We start from the raw sequence: 15770 nt of genomic DNA, 5'->3' as shown, positions 1-15770 counted from the left end.
ACACTATGAAGTGGCAATTCTGGATTGACCGTGGGGGCACGTTCACCGATATCGTGGCGCGCCGCCCCGATGGCAGCACGGCCACCGCCAAGCTGCTGTCGGAAAACCCCGAGCAGTACCGCGATGCGGCCGTCGCCGGCATCCGCCAGCTGCTGGGCCTGGCCGCGGGCGAACCGGTGCCGGCCGAACGGGTGGAGTGCGTAAAGATGGGCACCACCGTGGCCACCAACGCCCTGCTCGAGCGCAAGGGCGAACGCACCTTGCTGGTAACCACGCGGGGTTTCCGCGACGGCCTGCGCATTGCCTACCAGAACCGGCCGCGCCTGTTCGACCGCAACGTGACGCTGCCCGAGATGCTGTACGAATCGGTCGTGGAAGCCGACGAACGGGTCGATGCCGGCGGCGCCGTGGTGCGTGCGCTCGACGAAAACAGCCTGCGCCAGCATCTGCAGCAGGCGTACGACAGCGGCATCCGGGCCGTGGCCGTGGTTTTCATGCACGCCTGGCACGCGCCCGCGCATGAGCAGCGCGCCGCCGCGCTGGCGCGTGAAATCGGCTTCACGCAGGTGTCGGCCTCGCACGAGGTCAGCCCGCTGATCAAGTTCGTCTCGCGCGGCGACACCACGGTGGTCGATGCGTATCTGTCGCCCATCCTGATGCGCTATGTCGACCAGGTTGCGTCCGAACTGCCCGGCATCCGCCTGATGTTCATGCAGTCCAGCGGCGGCCTGACCGACGCGCACCGCTTCCGCGGCAAGGACGCCATCCTGTCCGGCCCGGCCGGCGGCATTGTCGGCATGGCGCGCACCAGCGAGCTGGCCGGCCTGCCGCGCATCATCGGTTTCGACATGGGCGGCACGTCTACCGACGTGTCGCACTATGCGGGCGAATTCGAACGCGAGTTCGAGACCCTGGTGGCCGGCGTGCGCATGCGCGCGCCCATGATGAGCATCCATACCGTGGCCGCCGGCGGCGGGTCGATCCTGCATTTCGACGGCGCGCGCCTGCGCGTGGGGCCCGATTCGGCCGGCGCCAACCCGGGGCCGGCCTGCTACCGGCGCGGCGGCCCGCTGGCCGTGACGGACTGCAATGTGCTGCTGGGCAAAATCCAGCCCGATTTCTTCCCGCGTGTGTTCGGCCCGGCGGCCGACCAGCCGCTGGACCGCGACGCGGTGCGGCAGCGTTTCGAAGCCATGGCCGCCGAGGTGCGCGCGGCCACCGGCCGCGACATGGCCCCCGAACAGCTGGCCGAGGGCTTTCTGGAAATCGCCGTGGGTAACATGGCCGAGGCCATCAAGCGCATCTCGGTGCAGCGCGGCCACGACGTCACCGAATACGCCCTGACGGTGTTCGGCGGCGCCGGCGGGCAGCATGCCTGCCTGGTGGCCGATGCGCTGGGCATGACGACGGTGTTCGCCCATCCGCTGGGCGGGGTGCTGTCGGCCTATGGCATGGGCCTGGCCGACCAGACCGACATGCGGCAGAAAACCGTGGAAAAAGTGCTGGACGCGGCGCTGATGCCCGAATTGCAGTCCGAGCTGGATGAACTGGCCGGGCAGGCCGAAGGCGAACTGCGCCGCCAGCATGTGCCGGCCGAGCTGATCCAGGTGCAGCGCCGCCTGCACCTGAAATACCGCGGCACCGACACCGCGCTGGAAGTGGCTTACGGCGAACTGGCCCAGGTGCGGCAGGACTTCGAAGCCGCCTACCGGCAGCGCTATTCGTTCCTGATGCCCGGCCGCGAACTGGTGGTGGAAACCATTTCGGTCGAGGCCACCGGCGGCGGCGAGCCCGCCACCGAGGCGCCGGCCAGGCGCAGCCGCGCCGGCGCGCCGCCGGTGCGCCGGACCGTCAAGATGTACGGGCAGGGCGCCTGGCGCGACGCGCCGCTGTACGTGCGCGGCGACCTGGTGCCGGGCGACGTGCTGGCCGGGCCCGCCATCATTTCCGAGCCCAACCAGACCACCGTGGTCGAGGCGGGCTGGCAGGCCGAACTGACGCCGCTGGACCACATCCTGCTCAAGCGCGTCGAGGCCCGGCCCGAACGCCGCGCGATCGGCACGCAGGCCGATCCGGTCATGCTGGAAGTATTCAATAACCTGTTCATGTCCATCGCCGAGCAGATGGGCTACCGGCTGCAGAACACGGCTTACTCGGTCAACATCAAAGAGCGCCTGGATTTTTCCTGCGCGATTTTCGACGCCGAAGGCAGCCTGATCGCCAATGCGCCGCACATGCCGGTGCACCTGGGTTCCATGGGCGAGTCCATCAAGACCATCATGCACGCCAATGCCGGGCGCATGCGGCCCGGCGACGCCTACGTGGTCAATGATCCCTACCATGGCGGCACGCACCTGCCCGATGTCACGGTCATTACGCCGGTGTTCGACCGCGCCGGCCGCGAGATCCTGTTCTTCGTCGGGTCGCGCGGGCACCATGCCGATATCGGCGGCACCACGCCCGGCTCGATGCCGCCCGATTCCAGGACGGTGGAAGACGAGGGCGTGCTGTTCACCAACTTCCAGCTGGTGCGCGACGGCGAATTCCGCGACCAGGCGGCGCGCGAGATCCTGGCGTCGGGACGCTGGCCCGCGCGCAACCCCGACCAGAACATCGCCGACCTGCATGCGCAGATCGCCGCCAACGAAAAGGGCGTGCAGGAACTGCTGCGCATGTGCGACCACTTCGGGCTGGACGTGGTGCGCGCCTACATGGGCCACGTGCAGGACAACGCCGAAGAGGCGGTGCGCCGCGTGATCTCGGTGCTGAAAGACGGCCGCTACGAGTACCCGCTGGACAATGGCGCGGTCATCCGCGTGGCGGTGCGGGTGGATCGCCAGGCGCGCAGCGCAGTGGTCGATTTCACCGGCTCGTCGGCGCAACTGGACAACAACTTCAACGCGCCCAGCGCCATTGCCGTGGCGGCCGTGCTGTATGTGTTCCGCACCATGGTGGATGACGACATTCCGCTGAACGCGGGCTGCCTGAAGCCGCTGGACATCATTGTGCCCGAGGGTTCGATGCTGCGGCCGAACCCGCCGGCCTCGGTGGTGGCGGGCAATGTGGAAACGTCCATGTGCATCGTCAATGCGCTGTACGGGGCGCTGGGCGTGCTGGCGGCCAGCCAGGGCACCATGAACAACTTCACGTTCGGCAATGCGCGCTACCAGTATTACGAAACCATCTCGGGCGGCACGGGGGCAGGGCCGCTGCGCATCGATGCGGCCGGCCCGCGCGACGAGGGCTTTGCCGGCGCCTCGGTGGTGCAGGCGCACATGACCAATTCGCGCCTGACTGACCCCGAGGTGCTGGAACTGCGCTTCCCGGTGCGGCTGGAGTCGTACGAAATCCGTCCCGGCTCGGGCGGAGCCGGCCGCTACCGCGGCGGCGACGGCGGCGTGCGCAAGGTGCGCTTCCTGGAAGACATGACCGCGGCCATCCTGTCGAACAACCGCGTTCATGCGCCGTTCGGGCTGGCCGGCGGCGGCGCCGGCCAGGTGGGTCGCAACTACATCGAGCGCGCCGACGGCAGCATCCAGGAACTGGGGCCGCAAGACAGCGCCAGCCTGCGGGCGGGAGACGTGTTTGTCGTTGAAACCCCCGGAGGCGGCGGATACGGGGAAAAGTAGGCGGCTTTCCATTTGCCGGGTGTCTGACTCCCGCCAGGGTGTCAGACACCGTACTGTCGTTTTACTTGACGCTGATATCCTGCGCGGCGCGAGCCTTGCGGTCGTAGATGCGCAGGGTGACGTGCTCGTCGTCCAGGGCGAACACGGCCGTGGCCAGGGTGTTTTCTTCGTCGGGGTCGTCGGCGGCGCGGCGCAGAATGGGCAGGTTGCCGTCGGTGTCGTGTAGCGCGGCCACCAGGTCGGCTTCGCCAGTGGCTTCGTTCCAGGTGTCGACCAGCGCGTCGATGCGGTTCTGGCGGGCCCGCGACGAATCGGTGATGACCTGCGGGATATCCTGCGTGCCCTGGTGGATCAGGTGGTTGGCGTGCCCGTAGCGGCGCGCCACGGTTTCCACCGAGCAGGCGCCCGGGGTGGCCTCGATGCTGAGCAGGCGCGCGTCGCCCGCCGCCCCCAGGGTGTGGTGGAAGGCGCCGGCGCGCGGCATGTGCGCCAGCAGCTCGACGGCCTGGTCGAGCGTGCCGCAATCGAGCACGGCGCGGGCCAGGAACATGCGCGGCACGCCGGCACGCCGCGCCCGGGTGCGCAGGTTGTTGATGGTTTGCACCAGGCCGGCGCGGTTGGCGCCGAACGTATGCCCCGGCAGCGAGCCCGGGTAATAAAAGCTGACATAGCCCGGCGCGTCGTCGGGTTGTACGTCGACCACCGGGCAGCGGCCGTACAGATACGGGTCGCCGTCTTCGTTGTGCGCGATCCAGCGTGCGCCGCCGGCCGCCTGCAGCGCCACCGAGGTGCAGCCGTCGGTGGTCTTGTGCAGCAGGTCGCCGCGGCAGTGCCACAGCAGCAGGTCGTCGGCCGGCATGCGCAGGCCCTCGGCCAGCCCCTCGAATTCTTCCCAGACGCCGGGCAGGGCTTCCTGCGCGTGGCCAGCCAGTTCCTGCAGATAGGCGTGGCCGCGCCAGGGGCGCAACGCCCGCCAGGTAGTGCTCTGGTCCAGGTACACGGCCATCAGCGGGCGGGCCAGCTTGCCCAGCGCCTGGCCAATCTGGCGGCGGGTGCCTGCGATGCGTACGGGCTTGAACGGCATGGATAACCTCCGGCGAATGATCCGATTGTAATTTCCCGGCGCGCGGCTGCCATGGGGACAGATGCGTTAACATGGGCCGGCGAGCGTGCCCGGCCATCCGCCGCGGCATGCAGATTGGCACCCCCGGGCCTGCACCGGGGCCCGTTGTCTCTACAGGAGAATTTCGATGATTAAGCGCAAAATCGCTGCCGCGCTGGTGGGCCTGAGCCTGATCGGCGCCGTGTCCACCGCCGCAGCCCAGGACAAGGAATTGATCGTTGCCACCGATACGGCCTTTGTTCCGTTCGAATTCAAGCAGGGCAGCACCTACACCGGCTTCGACATCGACCTGTGGGCCGCCATCGCCAAAGAGCTCAACCTGAAGTACAAGCTGCAGCCGATGGACTTCAACGGCATCATCCCGGGCCTGCAGACCAAGAACATCGACGCGGCGCTGGCCGGTATCACCATCCGCGACGATCGCAAGCAGGTCATCGATTTCTCCGATCCCTACTATGAAAGCGGCCTGGCCATCCTGGTTGCCGAGAACGACACTTCCATCAAGTCGGCCAAGGATCTCGCCGGCAAGAGCGTGGCCGTCAAGACCGGCACTGCCACCGTCGATTTCATGAAGAAAGAAGTGCCCGACGCCAAGCTGCGCCTGTTTCCCAACATCGACAACGCCTATCTCGAACTGGCCACCGGCCGCGTCGACGCCGCCGTGCACGACACGCCCAACGTCCAGTACTACGCCAATACCGCCGGCAAGGGCCGCGTGAAGGTCGTGGGCACGGTCAAGAGCGGCGATTTCTACGGCATCGCCTTTCCCAAGGGCAGCGACCTGGTCGCCAAGGTGAACAAGGCCCTGGCCACCCTGAAGGCCAACGGCCAGTACGACGCCATCTACACCAAGTGGTTCGGCAAGCAGCCCTGAGCGCGGGCGCGCGGGCCGGGGCCGCTGCGGGGCAAGGCCCCCGCCGGCCCCGCAATTCACGCCGCAACGGCCTGGCGGGCCGCACAAAATAGGGGAAGACCGTGCAATTCGACTGGTCTGTCATCTGGGCATCCATGCCCAACCTGCTCGACGGCACGCTGATGACCGTCAAGATCACATTCTGGGGCCTGGTGGGCGGCTTCGTGCTGGGGGCGCTGGCCGGCGTGGCCCGCGCCTACGGGCCGTGGCTGCTGTCGGCCATTGCGCAGGTGTACATCGCGGTCATCCGCGGCACGCCCATCGTGGTGCAGGTCATGTTCATCTACTTCGCGCTGCCCCTGATGGTGCCGGGCCTGCGGGTGGATGCGATCTGGGCGGCCATCGCCACCCTGATCATCAATTCGGGCGCCTACATCGCCGAGATCGTGCGCGGCTCGCTGCTGTCGGTGCACAAGGGGCTGAAAGAGGCCGGGCAGGCCATGGGCCTGCCGTTCTACAAGATCCTGCTGCACATCATCGGACCGGTGGCGTTTCGCCGCATGATTCCGCCGCTGGGCAACCAGTGCATCATCAGCCTGAAAGACTCGTCGCTGTTCATCGTGATCGGCGTGGCCGAGCTGACCCGGCAGGGCCAGGAAATCATGGCCAGCAACTTCCGGGCGGTGGAAATCTGGTCGGCGGTGGCCATCATCTACCTGATCCTGACCGGCGCGCTGGCCCTGGCGCTGCGCCTGGCCGAAAAAAGGATGCGCATACTATGAGCATGGTCGAGTTCCACAACGTCACCAAGCGCTTCGGCGATTCCACCGTGCTCGACGGCATTTCCCTGAACATCGACGCCGGCGAGGTCGTGGTGGTGGTGGGGCCCTCGGGCTCGGGCAAGTCCACCTTCCTGCGCTGCATCAATGTGCTCGAAACCATCGAGGGCGGCGACCTGCTGGTCGACGGCCAGAGCGTCAAGGGCTCGCCCGCCCAGGTGCGCGAAATCCGCCGCGAGGCCGGCATGGTGTTCCAGCAGTTCAACCTGTTTCCGCAGATGACGGCGCTGGAAAACGTCATGTTCGGCCCCGTCCACACGCGCGGAGCCCCGCGCCAGGAGGCGCGCAAACTGGCTGAAGAGCTGTTGCGCAAAGTGGGGCTGGGCGAGCGCATGGGGCACTATCCCGCCGAGCTTTCCGGCGGCCAGCAGCAGCGCGTGGCCATCGCGCGGGCGTTGGCCATCAAGCCCAAGCTGATGCTGTTCGACGAGCCCACCTCGGCGCTCGACCCGGAACTGCGCCATGAAGTGCTGAAGGTCATGCGCGACCTGGCCGAAGAGGGCATGACCATGGTGGTGGTCACCCACGAAATGGAATTCGCGCGCAAGGTGGGCAGCCGGCTGATCTTCATCGACGCCGGCAAAGTCGCGCACGACGGCCCGCCCGCCGAACTGCTGTCGAATCCGCCCAGCCAGCGCCTGCGCGACTTCCTGCAGCACGTGGCCTGAGCCAGGCCAGCCAGGTGTCTGACTCCCGCAGGGTGTCAGACACCTGGAACGGGCTCAGCCGAACAGGTTCTGCTGGATCTGTTCCAGGTGTGCGTGCAGCAGCACGCGCGCCTGTCCGGCATCGCGGTCTTTCAGGGCCGCCACGATGGCGCGGTGCTGCTGCTGGTACTGTTCGCGCCGCTCGGGCGTCAGTGAATTGGACTTGAGCCGGCCCCATTCGCCCTGTTCGCGCACGCGATTGGCCAGTTCCAGGATCTGCAGGAAAAAAGTATTGTGCGTGGCCATGGCGAATGCCTTGTGCAGCTCGCCGTCCCAGTGTTCGAACTCTTCGATGCTTGCCGCCGCTTCCGAGCGTTCCAGGCATTCACCCATGCGGGTGAAGTCAGCGCCGGTGGCATTGCGCGCGATCAGCATCGGCATCAGCGGTTCGATCAGCAGCCGCGCCTGCATCAGTTCGGCGGGGCTGGTGTTCAGGGCCGGCTGGCCCGCCGCGGGGGGCGCCAGCGCGTGCACGCCCGCGGCCACGAAGGTGCCGCTGCCTACCGCCTGGACGATCAGCCCGCGTTCGCGCAATTCGGCCAGCACCCGCCGCACCGACCCGCGCGAGGCGCCGAAGCGCTCGCTCAGGGCGCGTTCGGGCGGCAGCCGCATGCCTTCGCGCAGGCGGCCGCTGGCCATCGATTCCATTAGAAAATGCGCCAGGGCCTTGGCCCCTTCGGCGCGCAGGCTGCTGCCCGCCACGACGTCATCCACATCCTTTCTCCGGTAGTAGCGGCAGGGTAGATGATTCGAACCAATTGGTCAAATTGTGCCCCGAAAAATGCTTGCCTTCGAACCGATACGGTTCTAGAGTGGCCCTTGCCTTGCCCGGGGCATGCGGCGTTGCGCGCCACATGCCCGGCACGCAGGCATCAAAACAATACGATCCAATTGGTTCATCAATGCGCGCCCGCCGGCCGGCGCCGGCGCGCCTCAGGAGGGTTGGAGACATGGTTGTTCCTGCAAGCAAATGGTGGTGCGGCGTGGCCCTGGCGCTGGCGGCATGTTGCGCCCAGGCGCAATATCCCGAAAGGGCGGTCACCATGATCGTGCCGTTTCCGCCGGGCGGCGTCACGGATACCGTGGCGCGGCCGGTGGCCGAGGCCCTGTCGCATGAACTGGGCCAGAGCGTGGTCATCGAGAACAAGGCGGGCGCCGGCGGCGCGGTCGGCATCGGGCAGGCCGCGCGTGCCGAGCCCGACGGCTACACGGTGCTGATGAGCCTGTCGTCGATTTCGATCCTGCCCGAGGCCGACAAGATCCTGGGCCGCAAGGCCGCCTTCCAGATCGACCAGTTCGCCCCGATTGCCCGCGTGACGGCCGACCCCACGGTGCTGGTCGTGCGGGCCGACTCGCCATGGAAGACGCTGCAGGATTTCGTGGCCGACGCCAAGCGCCGGCCCGGCGCCTTGAACTACGGCAGTTCGGGCATTTACGGCTCGATGCACGTGCCCATGGAAATGCTCAAGAGCGCCGCCGATATCAACCTGACGCACGTGCCCTTTACCGGCGCCGGTCCGGCCGTGGCGGCGCTGCTGGGCGGCCAGGTGGATGCCATTTCCACCGGGCCGTCCAGTGTGGTGCAGCACATCCAGGCCGGCAAGCTGCGCGCCCTGGCGCACTGGGGCGATTCGCAGCTGGCGGCGCTGCCCAAGGTGCCCACGCTGGCCTCGCAGGGCTATGACGTCAAGTTCGTGCAATGGTCCGCCATCTTCGTGCCGGCCGGCACGCCGGCGCCGGTGGTCGACCGCCTGCGCGAAGCCTCGCGCAAGGTGCTCAACGATCCGAAAGTGCGGCAGTCCATCCTGGCGGCGGGCAGCCCGGTGCAGTACATGGACGCGCCCGAGTTCGCCGCCTACTGGAAGACGGACGCCCAGGCCATGGCCAAGGCGGTGCAGCGCATCGGCAAGGTGGAATAGCGGCAGGCGCGGGGCAGGGCGCGGCTAGCCCTTCACCCGCACGATTTTCTGCACCTGCGGCACGTGCCGGATGGCGCGGATGACCTGCGCCAGGTGCTTGCGGCTGTCGACCTGGATGGTCAGGTGCAGCGACACGGTCGAGACGGCGTCGTCGTGCATGGTGATCTGCACGATGTTGGCGTCGGCCGCCGTGACTTCGGCCGCCAGCCGGCCCAGCACCCCGCGTTCGTTGCGGGTGATCACATCCAGCCGGGTCGACAGGTGCTTGGCGGTTTGCGTGTCCCAGGCCACGTTGACCCAGCGCTCGGGCTCGCGCGCGCGCTGGCGCACGGCGATGGGGCAGTCGGCGGTGTGCACCACCAGGCCCTGGCCCAGCCGCAGGCCGGCCACGATGGGGTCGCCCGGCAGCGGGCCGCAGCACGGCGCCAACTGCACGGCCTGGCCTTCGTTGCCCTGGATCAGGATGGGCGCGCTGCGGGCCGAGGTGATTTCGTCCACGGCGGCCGCGGTGGTGGCCACCAGCTGGTGTTCGGGGGCGAAGCGGCGCGCCACCACCGTAGCCAGCCGCTTGCCCAGCCCGATATCGGCCAGGATCTCGTCGCGCGAGCTGGCGCCCGTGCTGCGCGCCAGCTTCTGCCAGGCGGGGTCGTCGGGCGTGGGCAGGTCCAGGTGCAATTCCTGCAGCGCCTGTTCCAGCAGCCGTTCGCCGAACGCCACGGATTCTTCGTACTTGACCGTGCGCAGGTAGTGGCGGATTTCCGAGCGCGCGCGGCCGGTGCGCACGTAGTTCAGCCATTGCGCATTGGGGCGCGAGGCGGGCGAGGTGATGATCTCGACCGCGTCGCCGCTGCTCAGTTCGGTGCGCAGCGGCACGAATTCGTTGTTGACCTTGGCGGCCACCGCCTGGTTGCCGATGTCGGTGTGGATGGCGTAGGCAAAATCGACCGGCGTGGCGCCGCGCGGCAGCGAAATGATCTTGCCGCGCGGGGTGAACACATAGACCGCGTCGGGGAACAGGTCGACCTTGACGTGCTCGAGGAACTCACCCGAATCGCCGGTCTGGCTTTGAATGTCGAGCAGCGACTGCAGCCACTGGTGCGTGCGCTTCTGCAGGTCGTTCAGCGAGACGTCGGCGCCCTTGTACAGCCAGTGCGAGGCCACGCCTTCTTCGGCGATGTGATGCATGTCGCGCGTGCGGAACTGGAATTCCACGGGCGTGCCGTACGGGCCCACCAGCGTGGTGTGCAGCGACTGGTAGCCGTTGACCTTGGGAATGGCGATGTAGTCTTTGAACTTGCCCGGCACCGGCCGGTACAGCTGGTGCAGCGTGCCCAGCGCCAGGTAGCATTCGGGCAGCGTATGCACAATGACGCGGAAGCCGTAGATGTCGAGCACTTCCGAGAACGACTTCTTCTGTTCGGTCATCTTGGTGTAGATGCCGAACAGGGTTTTCTCGCGGCCCGACACCTCGGCCTCGATGCCGGCGGCGGGCAGGGCGGCGCGCACCGCGTCGCCGATCTTGCTGATGACTTCGCGGCGGTTGCCGCGCGCGGCCAGCACGGCCTTGTACAGCACCTGGTAGCGGTTGGGGTACATGGCCGCGAAGCACAGGTCCTGCAGTTCGCGGAACAGTACATTCAGGCCCAGGCGATGGGCGATGGGCGCATAGATGTCGAGGGTTTCGCGGGCGATGCGGCGGCGCTTCTCGGGGTTGACCGCGTCCAGCGTGCGCATGTTGTGCAGGCGGTCGGCCAGCTTGATCAGGATGACGCGCACGTCGCGCGCCATCGCCAGCAGCATCTTGCGGAAACTTTCGGCTTGCTGCTCGGCCTTGGTGGCGAAGTCCAGGCGGTCGAGTTTGGACAGGCCGTCGACCAGTTCGGCGACTTCGGTGCCGAATTTCTCGGCCAGCTCGTGCTTGGCGATGCCCTGGTCTTCGATGACGTCGTGCAGCAGGGCCGCCGACAGCGCGTTGGCGTCGAGCTTCCAGGCCGCGCAGATTTCGGTGACGGCGATGGGATGCGAGATATAAGGCGAGCCGCTGGCGCGGAACTGCCCCAGGTGCGCCTGGTCGGCGAAGCGGTATGCCTCGCGCACGCGCTCGATGTCTTTCTTGTCGAGATAGCTGCCGATGATTTCGGTCAGCGGCGCCAGCGATGCCACTGGCGATGAAACAGCGCCGGTTTCGTCGGCGCCGCCCGCGGCAGCGGGCAACTGGGCGGGAGAGCCCTTTTTACCGGGGCGGCGCCCCAGCCGGGAGCCCGCGCGCAAGGCGGCGAGCAGGCCCGTGGAAGCATACTTCAGCCGGGGAAAAGCCATGTTGCCGCCCCCAGGCCCGGATCAGGTCGGGACTTTGCGCAGCATTTCCAGGCCGGTGTGGCCGCCGGCGATTTCGCGCAGGGCGGTAACCGTGGGCTTGTCTTTGCTGTCGATGCGCGGAGCATGGCCCTGCGCCAGCTCGCGGGCGCGGTAGGTGGCGGCCAGCGTGAGCTTGAAGCGGTTGGGGACTTGGTTCAGACAGTCTTCGACGGTAATTCGGGCCATGGATTACACCTGGAACGTGCTGTGAAAAGGTTGGGCGTTTCAGTGGGCCGCCGGAATGCCCAGCTGCGCGAACAGCGGCGCGTGGCGGACAGCCTGAGACGAAAAGCGTAGCCGGGCGGCGCTGATGATCTGCGCAAGTTCCGCCAAGGCTACGCTAAATTCTTGATTAATAATAACATATTCGCATTCCGGCGCGTGCGCGATTTCGCCGCCGGCCGCCAGCAGGCGGCGCGCGATCACTTGCGGGGCATCCTGGCCGCGCGCCTTCAGGCGATGCTCGAGTTCTTCGATGGAAGGGGGCAGGATGAAAATGCCGATGGCGGCCGGGTAGTGCTGGCGCACCTGGCGGGCGCCCTGCCAGTCGATTTCCAGCAGCACATCCTGGCCTGCGCGGGTGGCCTGGTCGATCAGGTCGCGCGGCGTGCCATAGAAATTGCCATGCACCTCGGCCCACTCGAGCAAAGCCTGTTTCTGGCGCAGGGCTTCGAATTGTTCGGCGCTGATGAAGCGGTATTCGCGCCCGTCGGCTTCGCCTTTGCGCGGCGCCCGCGTGGTGCACGATACCGACAGCACAAGCGATTTGTCATGGTCGAGCAGAGCCTTGACCAGGCTGGATTTGCCGGCGCCGCTGGGGGCGACGACCATGAAAACATTGCCGGGGTGTTCGGACATGGATCGGAAACAGACAGGGTAAGACGCGAAGAATAGCAAATTGGCGGCTGCCCTGGCCGCATGGCCTGCGCAGATGGCGCCCCGGGCGTTATATTGCTAAAAAGCATATATAGATTTCCAAATATTATAATTTATCTCGGCAGGCCTGCGGCGGGCCTCGTCACGGCCGCTTGCAACCTTCGCCTCACTATTGCGTTAGGATTTCGCGGTTCAACAAAGGGAGAACCCGATGCAATCCAATGAGCAGCCCGGGGCCCAGGTCGCCCTGGTAACCGGCGCCGGCACCGGTATCGGACGCGCCGTGGCGCTGGAATTCCTGGCCCAGGGCTACCGCGTGGTGCTGGCCGGCCGCCGCCGCGAAATGCTGGAACAGACCCGCACCGCGGCGGGCGAAGACGGCGCGCGCGCCCTGGTGGTGCCCACCGACGTCAGCGACGAGCAGGCCGTGCGTGAACTGTTCGACGAAACCCAGCGCGCCTATGGCCGCCTGGACGTGCTGTTCAACAACGCCGGCCGCAACACGCCGGCCGTGCCGATCGAAGACCTGCCGGTCGAGACCTGGCGCGAAGTGGTCGACGTCAACCTGACCGGCATGTTCCTGTGCGCCCAGGCGGCCATCCGGCTGATGAAAGCGCAGCAGCCCGGCGGCGGCCGCATCATCAACAACGGCTCGATCTCGGCGCATGCGCCGCGGCCGCTGTCGATCGCCTACACGGCCACCAAGCACGCGGTCACGGGGCTGACCAAATCGATTTCGCTGGATTGCCGCAGCTACGGCATTGCCTGCGGACAGATCGACATCGGCAACGCCGCCACCGACATGACCCAGCGCATGGCGGCCGGCATTCTGCAGGCCGACGGCAACAAGCGCGTCGAGCCCCGCATGGACGTGGCGCACGTGGCCCATGCCGTGGTGTCCATGGCCAACCTGCCGCTGGACGCCAACGTGCAGTTCATGACCATCATGGCCACCAACATGCCGTTCGTGGGCCGGGGCTGAGGCTGCGCCGCAGCAAAAAAGAAAAGCGCCCGCGGGCGCTTTTTTTTGGAACGAAACGGGGGTTACTGCGCGGTGTCGGCCGTGGCGATCAGGTGGCCCTGCGGCGCGGCGGGCGCGGTGTCCAGGTAGCGGCGCGCGGTGACGTAGTGGCGCGACCAATAGGTGTTGTCGAGATTGTCGACGCGCACGCTGGAGCCGCGGGTGGGCGCATGCACGAACTGGCCCTGGCCGATGTAGATGCCCACGTGCGATACCCCGCCGCGGCGGCGCGTGGCGAAAAACACCAGGTCGCCCGGCTTGAGGTGCTTCTTGCTGACCGCGGTGCCGGCGCGGCGCTGCGCGCGCGCGGTGCGGGGCAGCTCGACGCCGGCGATCTCGCGGTACACGAATTGCGTCAGGCCGCTGCAATCGAAACCGCCGTCGGGGTCTTCGCCGCCCCAGACGTAGGGGGTGCCCAGGGTGTCCAGGCCGGCGCGCACGACCATGTCGGGCAAAGAGGGCACGGTAAGCGGGTCGATCAGGCGCAGGCCCTGGAATGAGGCCAGTGCGTCGGTCGCGATGGTGGCTTGGGCGGGGGGAGACCAGGACAGGCCTGCTGCCAGGAGGGGCGCGGCCAGGATAGCGGGTAGTGCGGACAGGGCAAGACGGACTTTTCGCGTCGGTGGAGTCATTGCGACACTTCAGAATTCGGAGCGGGCGGGATGGCTGACTGCGTCAAGCCGGCGAAAGTGTGGCGCACATACAACGTGGCCACGGGGCATTTTACAGGATTGATGTTTCTTTGCATTTACGGGTTATTACTGAGGCGATGCACGCAGATGGCGCTGGCTTGCGGCGCGCTCGAGGCGTCATGCCGTTGCGGCATAATCGGAAGCAAGCTGCCGCCGGCACCTCGCCTTACCGGAACCGCAATATGACAGTTGACTTTTTAACCGCTTCCATCCATAGCCCCGACCCTCTGGGCTTCGAGCGGTTCGACCAGGCCCAGGCCGCCGTCGACCGGCTGACCGGGATCTACGGGCGCAATACCGCGTATATCCGCGCCGCCTTCCAGGACGTGGTCAACGGGCGCGATCTGCCCGGGCCGGTGCGGGCCTGCTATCCGGCCATCCGCATTGCCGTCGACACCTACGATCCCATCGATACCCGCCTGTCGTTCGGCCACGTGGCCGAGCCGGGCATCTACCAGACCACTGTCACCCAGCCCACGCTGTTCCGCGACTACTACCTGGAGCAGATCGGCCTGCTGCTGCAGAACCATGGCGTGGCGGTCGAAGTGGGAGAGTCCGATTCGCCCATTCCGCTGCATTTCGCCTTTCCCGAAGGCGCCTATGTCGAGGGCGAGCGCCTGGAAAGCATGCGCCGGCCGCTGCGCGATCTGTTCGACGTGCCCGACCTGGCGGTAACCGACGATGCCATCGTCAATGGCTCGTGGCGCGGCCGCGAGGGCGAGCCGCGCCCCCTGGCGCCGTTCACGGCGCCGCGGGTCGATTATTCGCTGCATCGCCTGCAGCACTACACGGCCACGGCGCCCGCGTATTTCCAGAATTTCGTGCTGTTTACCAACTACCAGTTCTATGTCGACGAATTCTGCGCGCGGGCCCGCGCCCTGATGGCCAGCGGCAGCGGCGACTACGACGCGCTGGTCGAACCCGGCAACCGTGTCACCCGTCGCGGCGACAATGCGCCGCCGCCCGCGCCGGCCGGGGGCGTGCGCCTGCCGCAGATGCCGGCCTACCACCTGGTGCGGCCGAACCATTCGGGCATCACGCTGGTGAATATCGGCGTGGGGCCGTCCAACGCCAAGACCATCACCGACCATATCGCCGTGCTGCGCCCCCACGCCTGGCTGATGCTGGGCCATTGCGCCGGCCTGCGCGACTCGCAACGCCTGGGCGACTACGTGCTGGCGCATGGCTACGTGCGCGAAGACCATGTACTGGACGACGACCTGCCCACCTGGGTGCCCGTGCCGCCGCTGGCCGAGGTGCAGGTGGCGCTGGAGCAGGCAGTGGAAGAGGTCGCCGGGCTGTCCGGCTGGGAACTGAAGCGCATCATGCGCACCGGCACGGTGGCCAGCATCGACAACCGCAACTGGGAATTGCGCGACCACAACGAACTGGTGCAGCGTTTTACCCAGTCGCGCGCCATTGCGCTCGACATGGAGTCGGCCACTATTGCCGCCAACGGGTTCCGGTTCCGCGTGCCGTACGGCACCCTGCTGTGCGTGTCCGACAAGCCCCTGCATGGCGAACTGAAACTGCCCGGCATGGCCAGCGCCTTTTATCGCGACCAGGTCAACCAGCACCTGGAGATCGGCATCCGGGCCCTGGAGCGCCTGCGCGACATGCCGCCCGAACGGCTCCATTCGCGCAAATTGCGCACTTTCATGGAAACCGCTTTTCAATAGGCATTAAAGTAGTGTTTTTTAAATAATTACTACTTTAATGCCTAGCTTCTGGCAAAAAATTCTGGCACTATAGT

The 15770-nt window shown here is 66.9% G+C and carries 13 protein-coding genes; 7 read left to right on the top strand and 6 right to left on the bottom strand.

Going from position 1 to position 15770, the window contains the following annotated elements:
- The first annotated feature begins 5 nt into the window (after positions 1–5).
- Positions 6–3629 (top strand): hydantoinase B/oxoprolinase family protein, encoded by a 3624-nt coding sequence (locus tag J2P76_RS03665; protein WP_207404532.1) that lies wholly within the window; start codon positions 6–8, stop codon positions 3627–3629.
- Between the two features lie 61 nt (positions 3630–3690).
- On the opposite strand, the gene J2P76_RS03660 is transcribed toward J2P76_RS03665, so the two are convergent.
- On the bottom strand, positions 3691–4713 hold the full coding sequence (locus J2P76_RS03660; protein ID WP_207404530.1) for a C45 family autoproteolytic acyltransferase/hydolase: 1023 nt from the start codon (positions 4711–4713) through the stop codon (positions 3691–3693).
- A 166-nt stretch (positions 4714–4879) separates the two neighbouring features.
- Here J2P76_RS03660 and glnH point away from each other — a divergent pair, with 166 nt between their 5' ends.
- From glnH to glnQ, 3 genes are all read left to right on the top strand, one after another.
- On the top strand, positions 4880–5626 hold the full coding sequence (gene glnH / locus J2P76_RS03655) for a glutamine ABC transporter substrate-binding protein GlnH (RefSeq protein WP_207404529.1): 747 nt from the start codon (positions 4880–4882) through the stop codon (positions 5624–5626).
- Between the two features lie 101 nt (positions 5627–5727).
- Positions 5728–6387, top strand: a complete 660-nt coding sequence (gene glnP / locus J2P76_RS03650) for a glutamine ABC transporter permease GlnP (protein WP_207404528.1) — start codon at positions 5728–5730, stop codon at positions 6385–6387.
- Entirely contained in the window at positions 6384–7112 is a 729-nt protein-coding gene (gene glnQ / locus J2P76_RS03645; protein WP_242697282.1) for a glutamine ABC transporter ATP-binding protein GlnQ, read from the top strand. The genes glnP and glnQ overlap by 4 nt, the downstream gene beginning before the upstream one ends.
- A gap of 54 nt (positions 7113–7166) precedes the next feature.
- Here glnQ and J2P76_RS03640 read toward each other — a convergent pair whose 3' ends face one another.
- Positions 7167–7865, bottom strand: coding sequence for an FCD domain-containing protein (locus J2P76_RS03640; protein ID WP_207404527.1), 699 nt, complete (start codon positions 7863–7865; stop codon positions 7167–7169).
- A 236-nt stretch (positions 7866–8101) separates the two neighbouring features.
- Between J2P76_RS03640 and J2P76_RS03635 the strand changes: the two genes are divergently transcribed.
- Positions 8102–9070, top strand: coding sequence for a tripartite tricarboxylate transporter substrate binding protein (locus tag J2P76_RS03635; RefSeq protein ID WP_207404526.1), 969 nt, complete (start codon positions 8102–8104; stop codon positions 9068–9070).
- A 24-nt stretch (positions 9071–9094) separates the two neighbouring features.
- Here J2P76_RS03635 and J2P76_RS03630 read toward each other — a convergent pair whose 3' ends face one another.
- The 3 genes from J2P76_RS03630 to gmk are packed head-to-tail and all read right to left on the bottom strand — an operon-like array spanning position 9095 to position 12286.
- The gene (locus tag J2P76_RS03630) at positions 9095–11389 is read right to left on the bottom strand and encodes a RelA/SpoT family protein (protein WP_207404525.1); all 2295 of its coding nucleotides are present in this window, start codon (positions 11387–11389) and stop codon (positions 9095–9097) included.
- A 21-nt stretch (positions 11390–11410) separates the two neighbouring features.
- Positions 11411–11614: a DNA-directed RNA polymerase subunit omega gene (gene rpoZ, locus J2P76_RS03625; RefSeq protein ID WP_012249158.1), complete on the bottom strand. Its 204-nt coding sequence runs from the start codon at positions 11612–11614 to the stop codon at positions 11411–11413.
- Between the two features lie 39 nt (positions 11615–11653).
- Positions 11654–12286 carry a guanylate kinase gene (gene gmk / locus J2P76_RS03620; protein WP_207404524.1) on the bottom strand — a complete coding sequence of 211 codons (633 nt, stop codon included), beginning with the start codon at positions 12284–12286 and terminating at the stop codon, positions 11654–11656.
- Positions 12287–12515: 229 nt separating this feature from the next.
- On the opposite strand from gmk, the gene J2P76_RS03615 reads away from it, so the two are divergent.
- Positions 12516–13286 (top strand): SDR family oxidoreductase, encoded by a 771-nt coding sequence (locus J2P76_RS03615; RefSeq protein ID WP_207404523.1) that lies wholly within the window; start codon positions 12516–12518, stop codon positions 13284–13286.
- A 62-nt stretch (positions 13287–13348) separates the two neighbouring features.
- On the opposite strand, the gene J2P76_RS03610 is transcribed toward J2P76_RS03615, so the two are convergent.
- Entirely contained in the window at positions 13349–13957 is a 609-nt protein-coding gene (locus J2P76_RS03610) for a C40 family peptidase (protein WP_207404522.1), read from the bottom strand.
- Between the two features lie 242 nt (positions 13958–14199).
- Between J2P76_RS03610 and J2P76_RS03605 the strand changes: the two genes are divergently transcribed.
- Positions 14200–15696, top strand: a complete 1497-nt coding sequence (locus J2P76_RS03605; protein WP_207404521.1) for an AMP nucleosidase — start codon at positions 14200–14202, stop codon at positions 15694–15696.
- The last annotated feature ends 74 nt before the right edge of the window (positions 15697–15770 follow it).

It is taken from the genome of Bordetella petrii (genome assembly GCF_017356245.1).
Classification (GTDB): Bacteria; Pseudomonadota; Gammaproteobacteria; order Burkholderiales; family Burkholderiaceae_B; genus Bordetella_A; species Bordetella_A petrii_D.
This window is presented reverse-complemented; position numbering and strand designations above follow the sequence as displayed.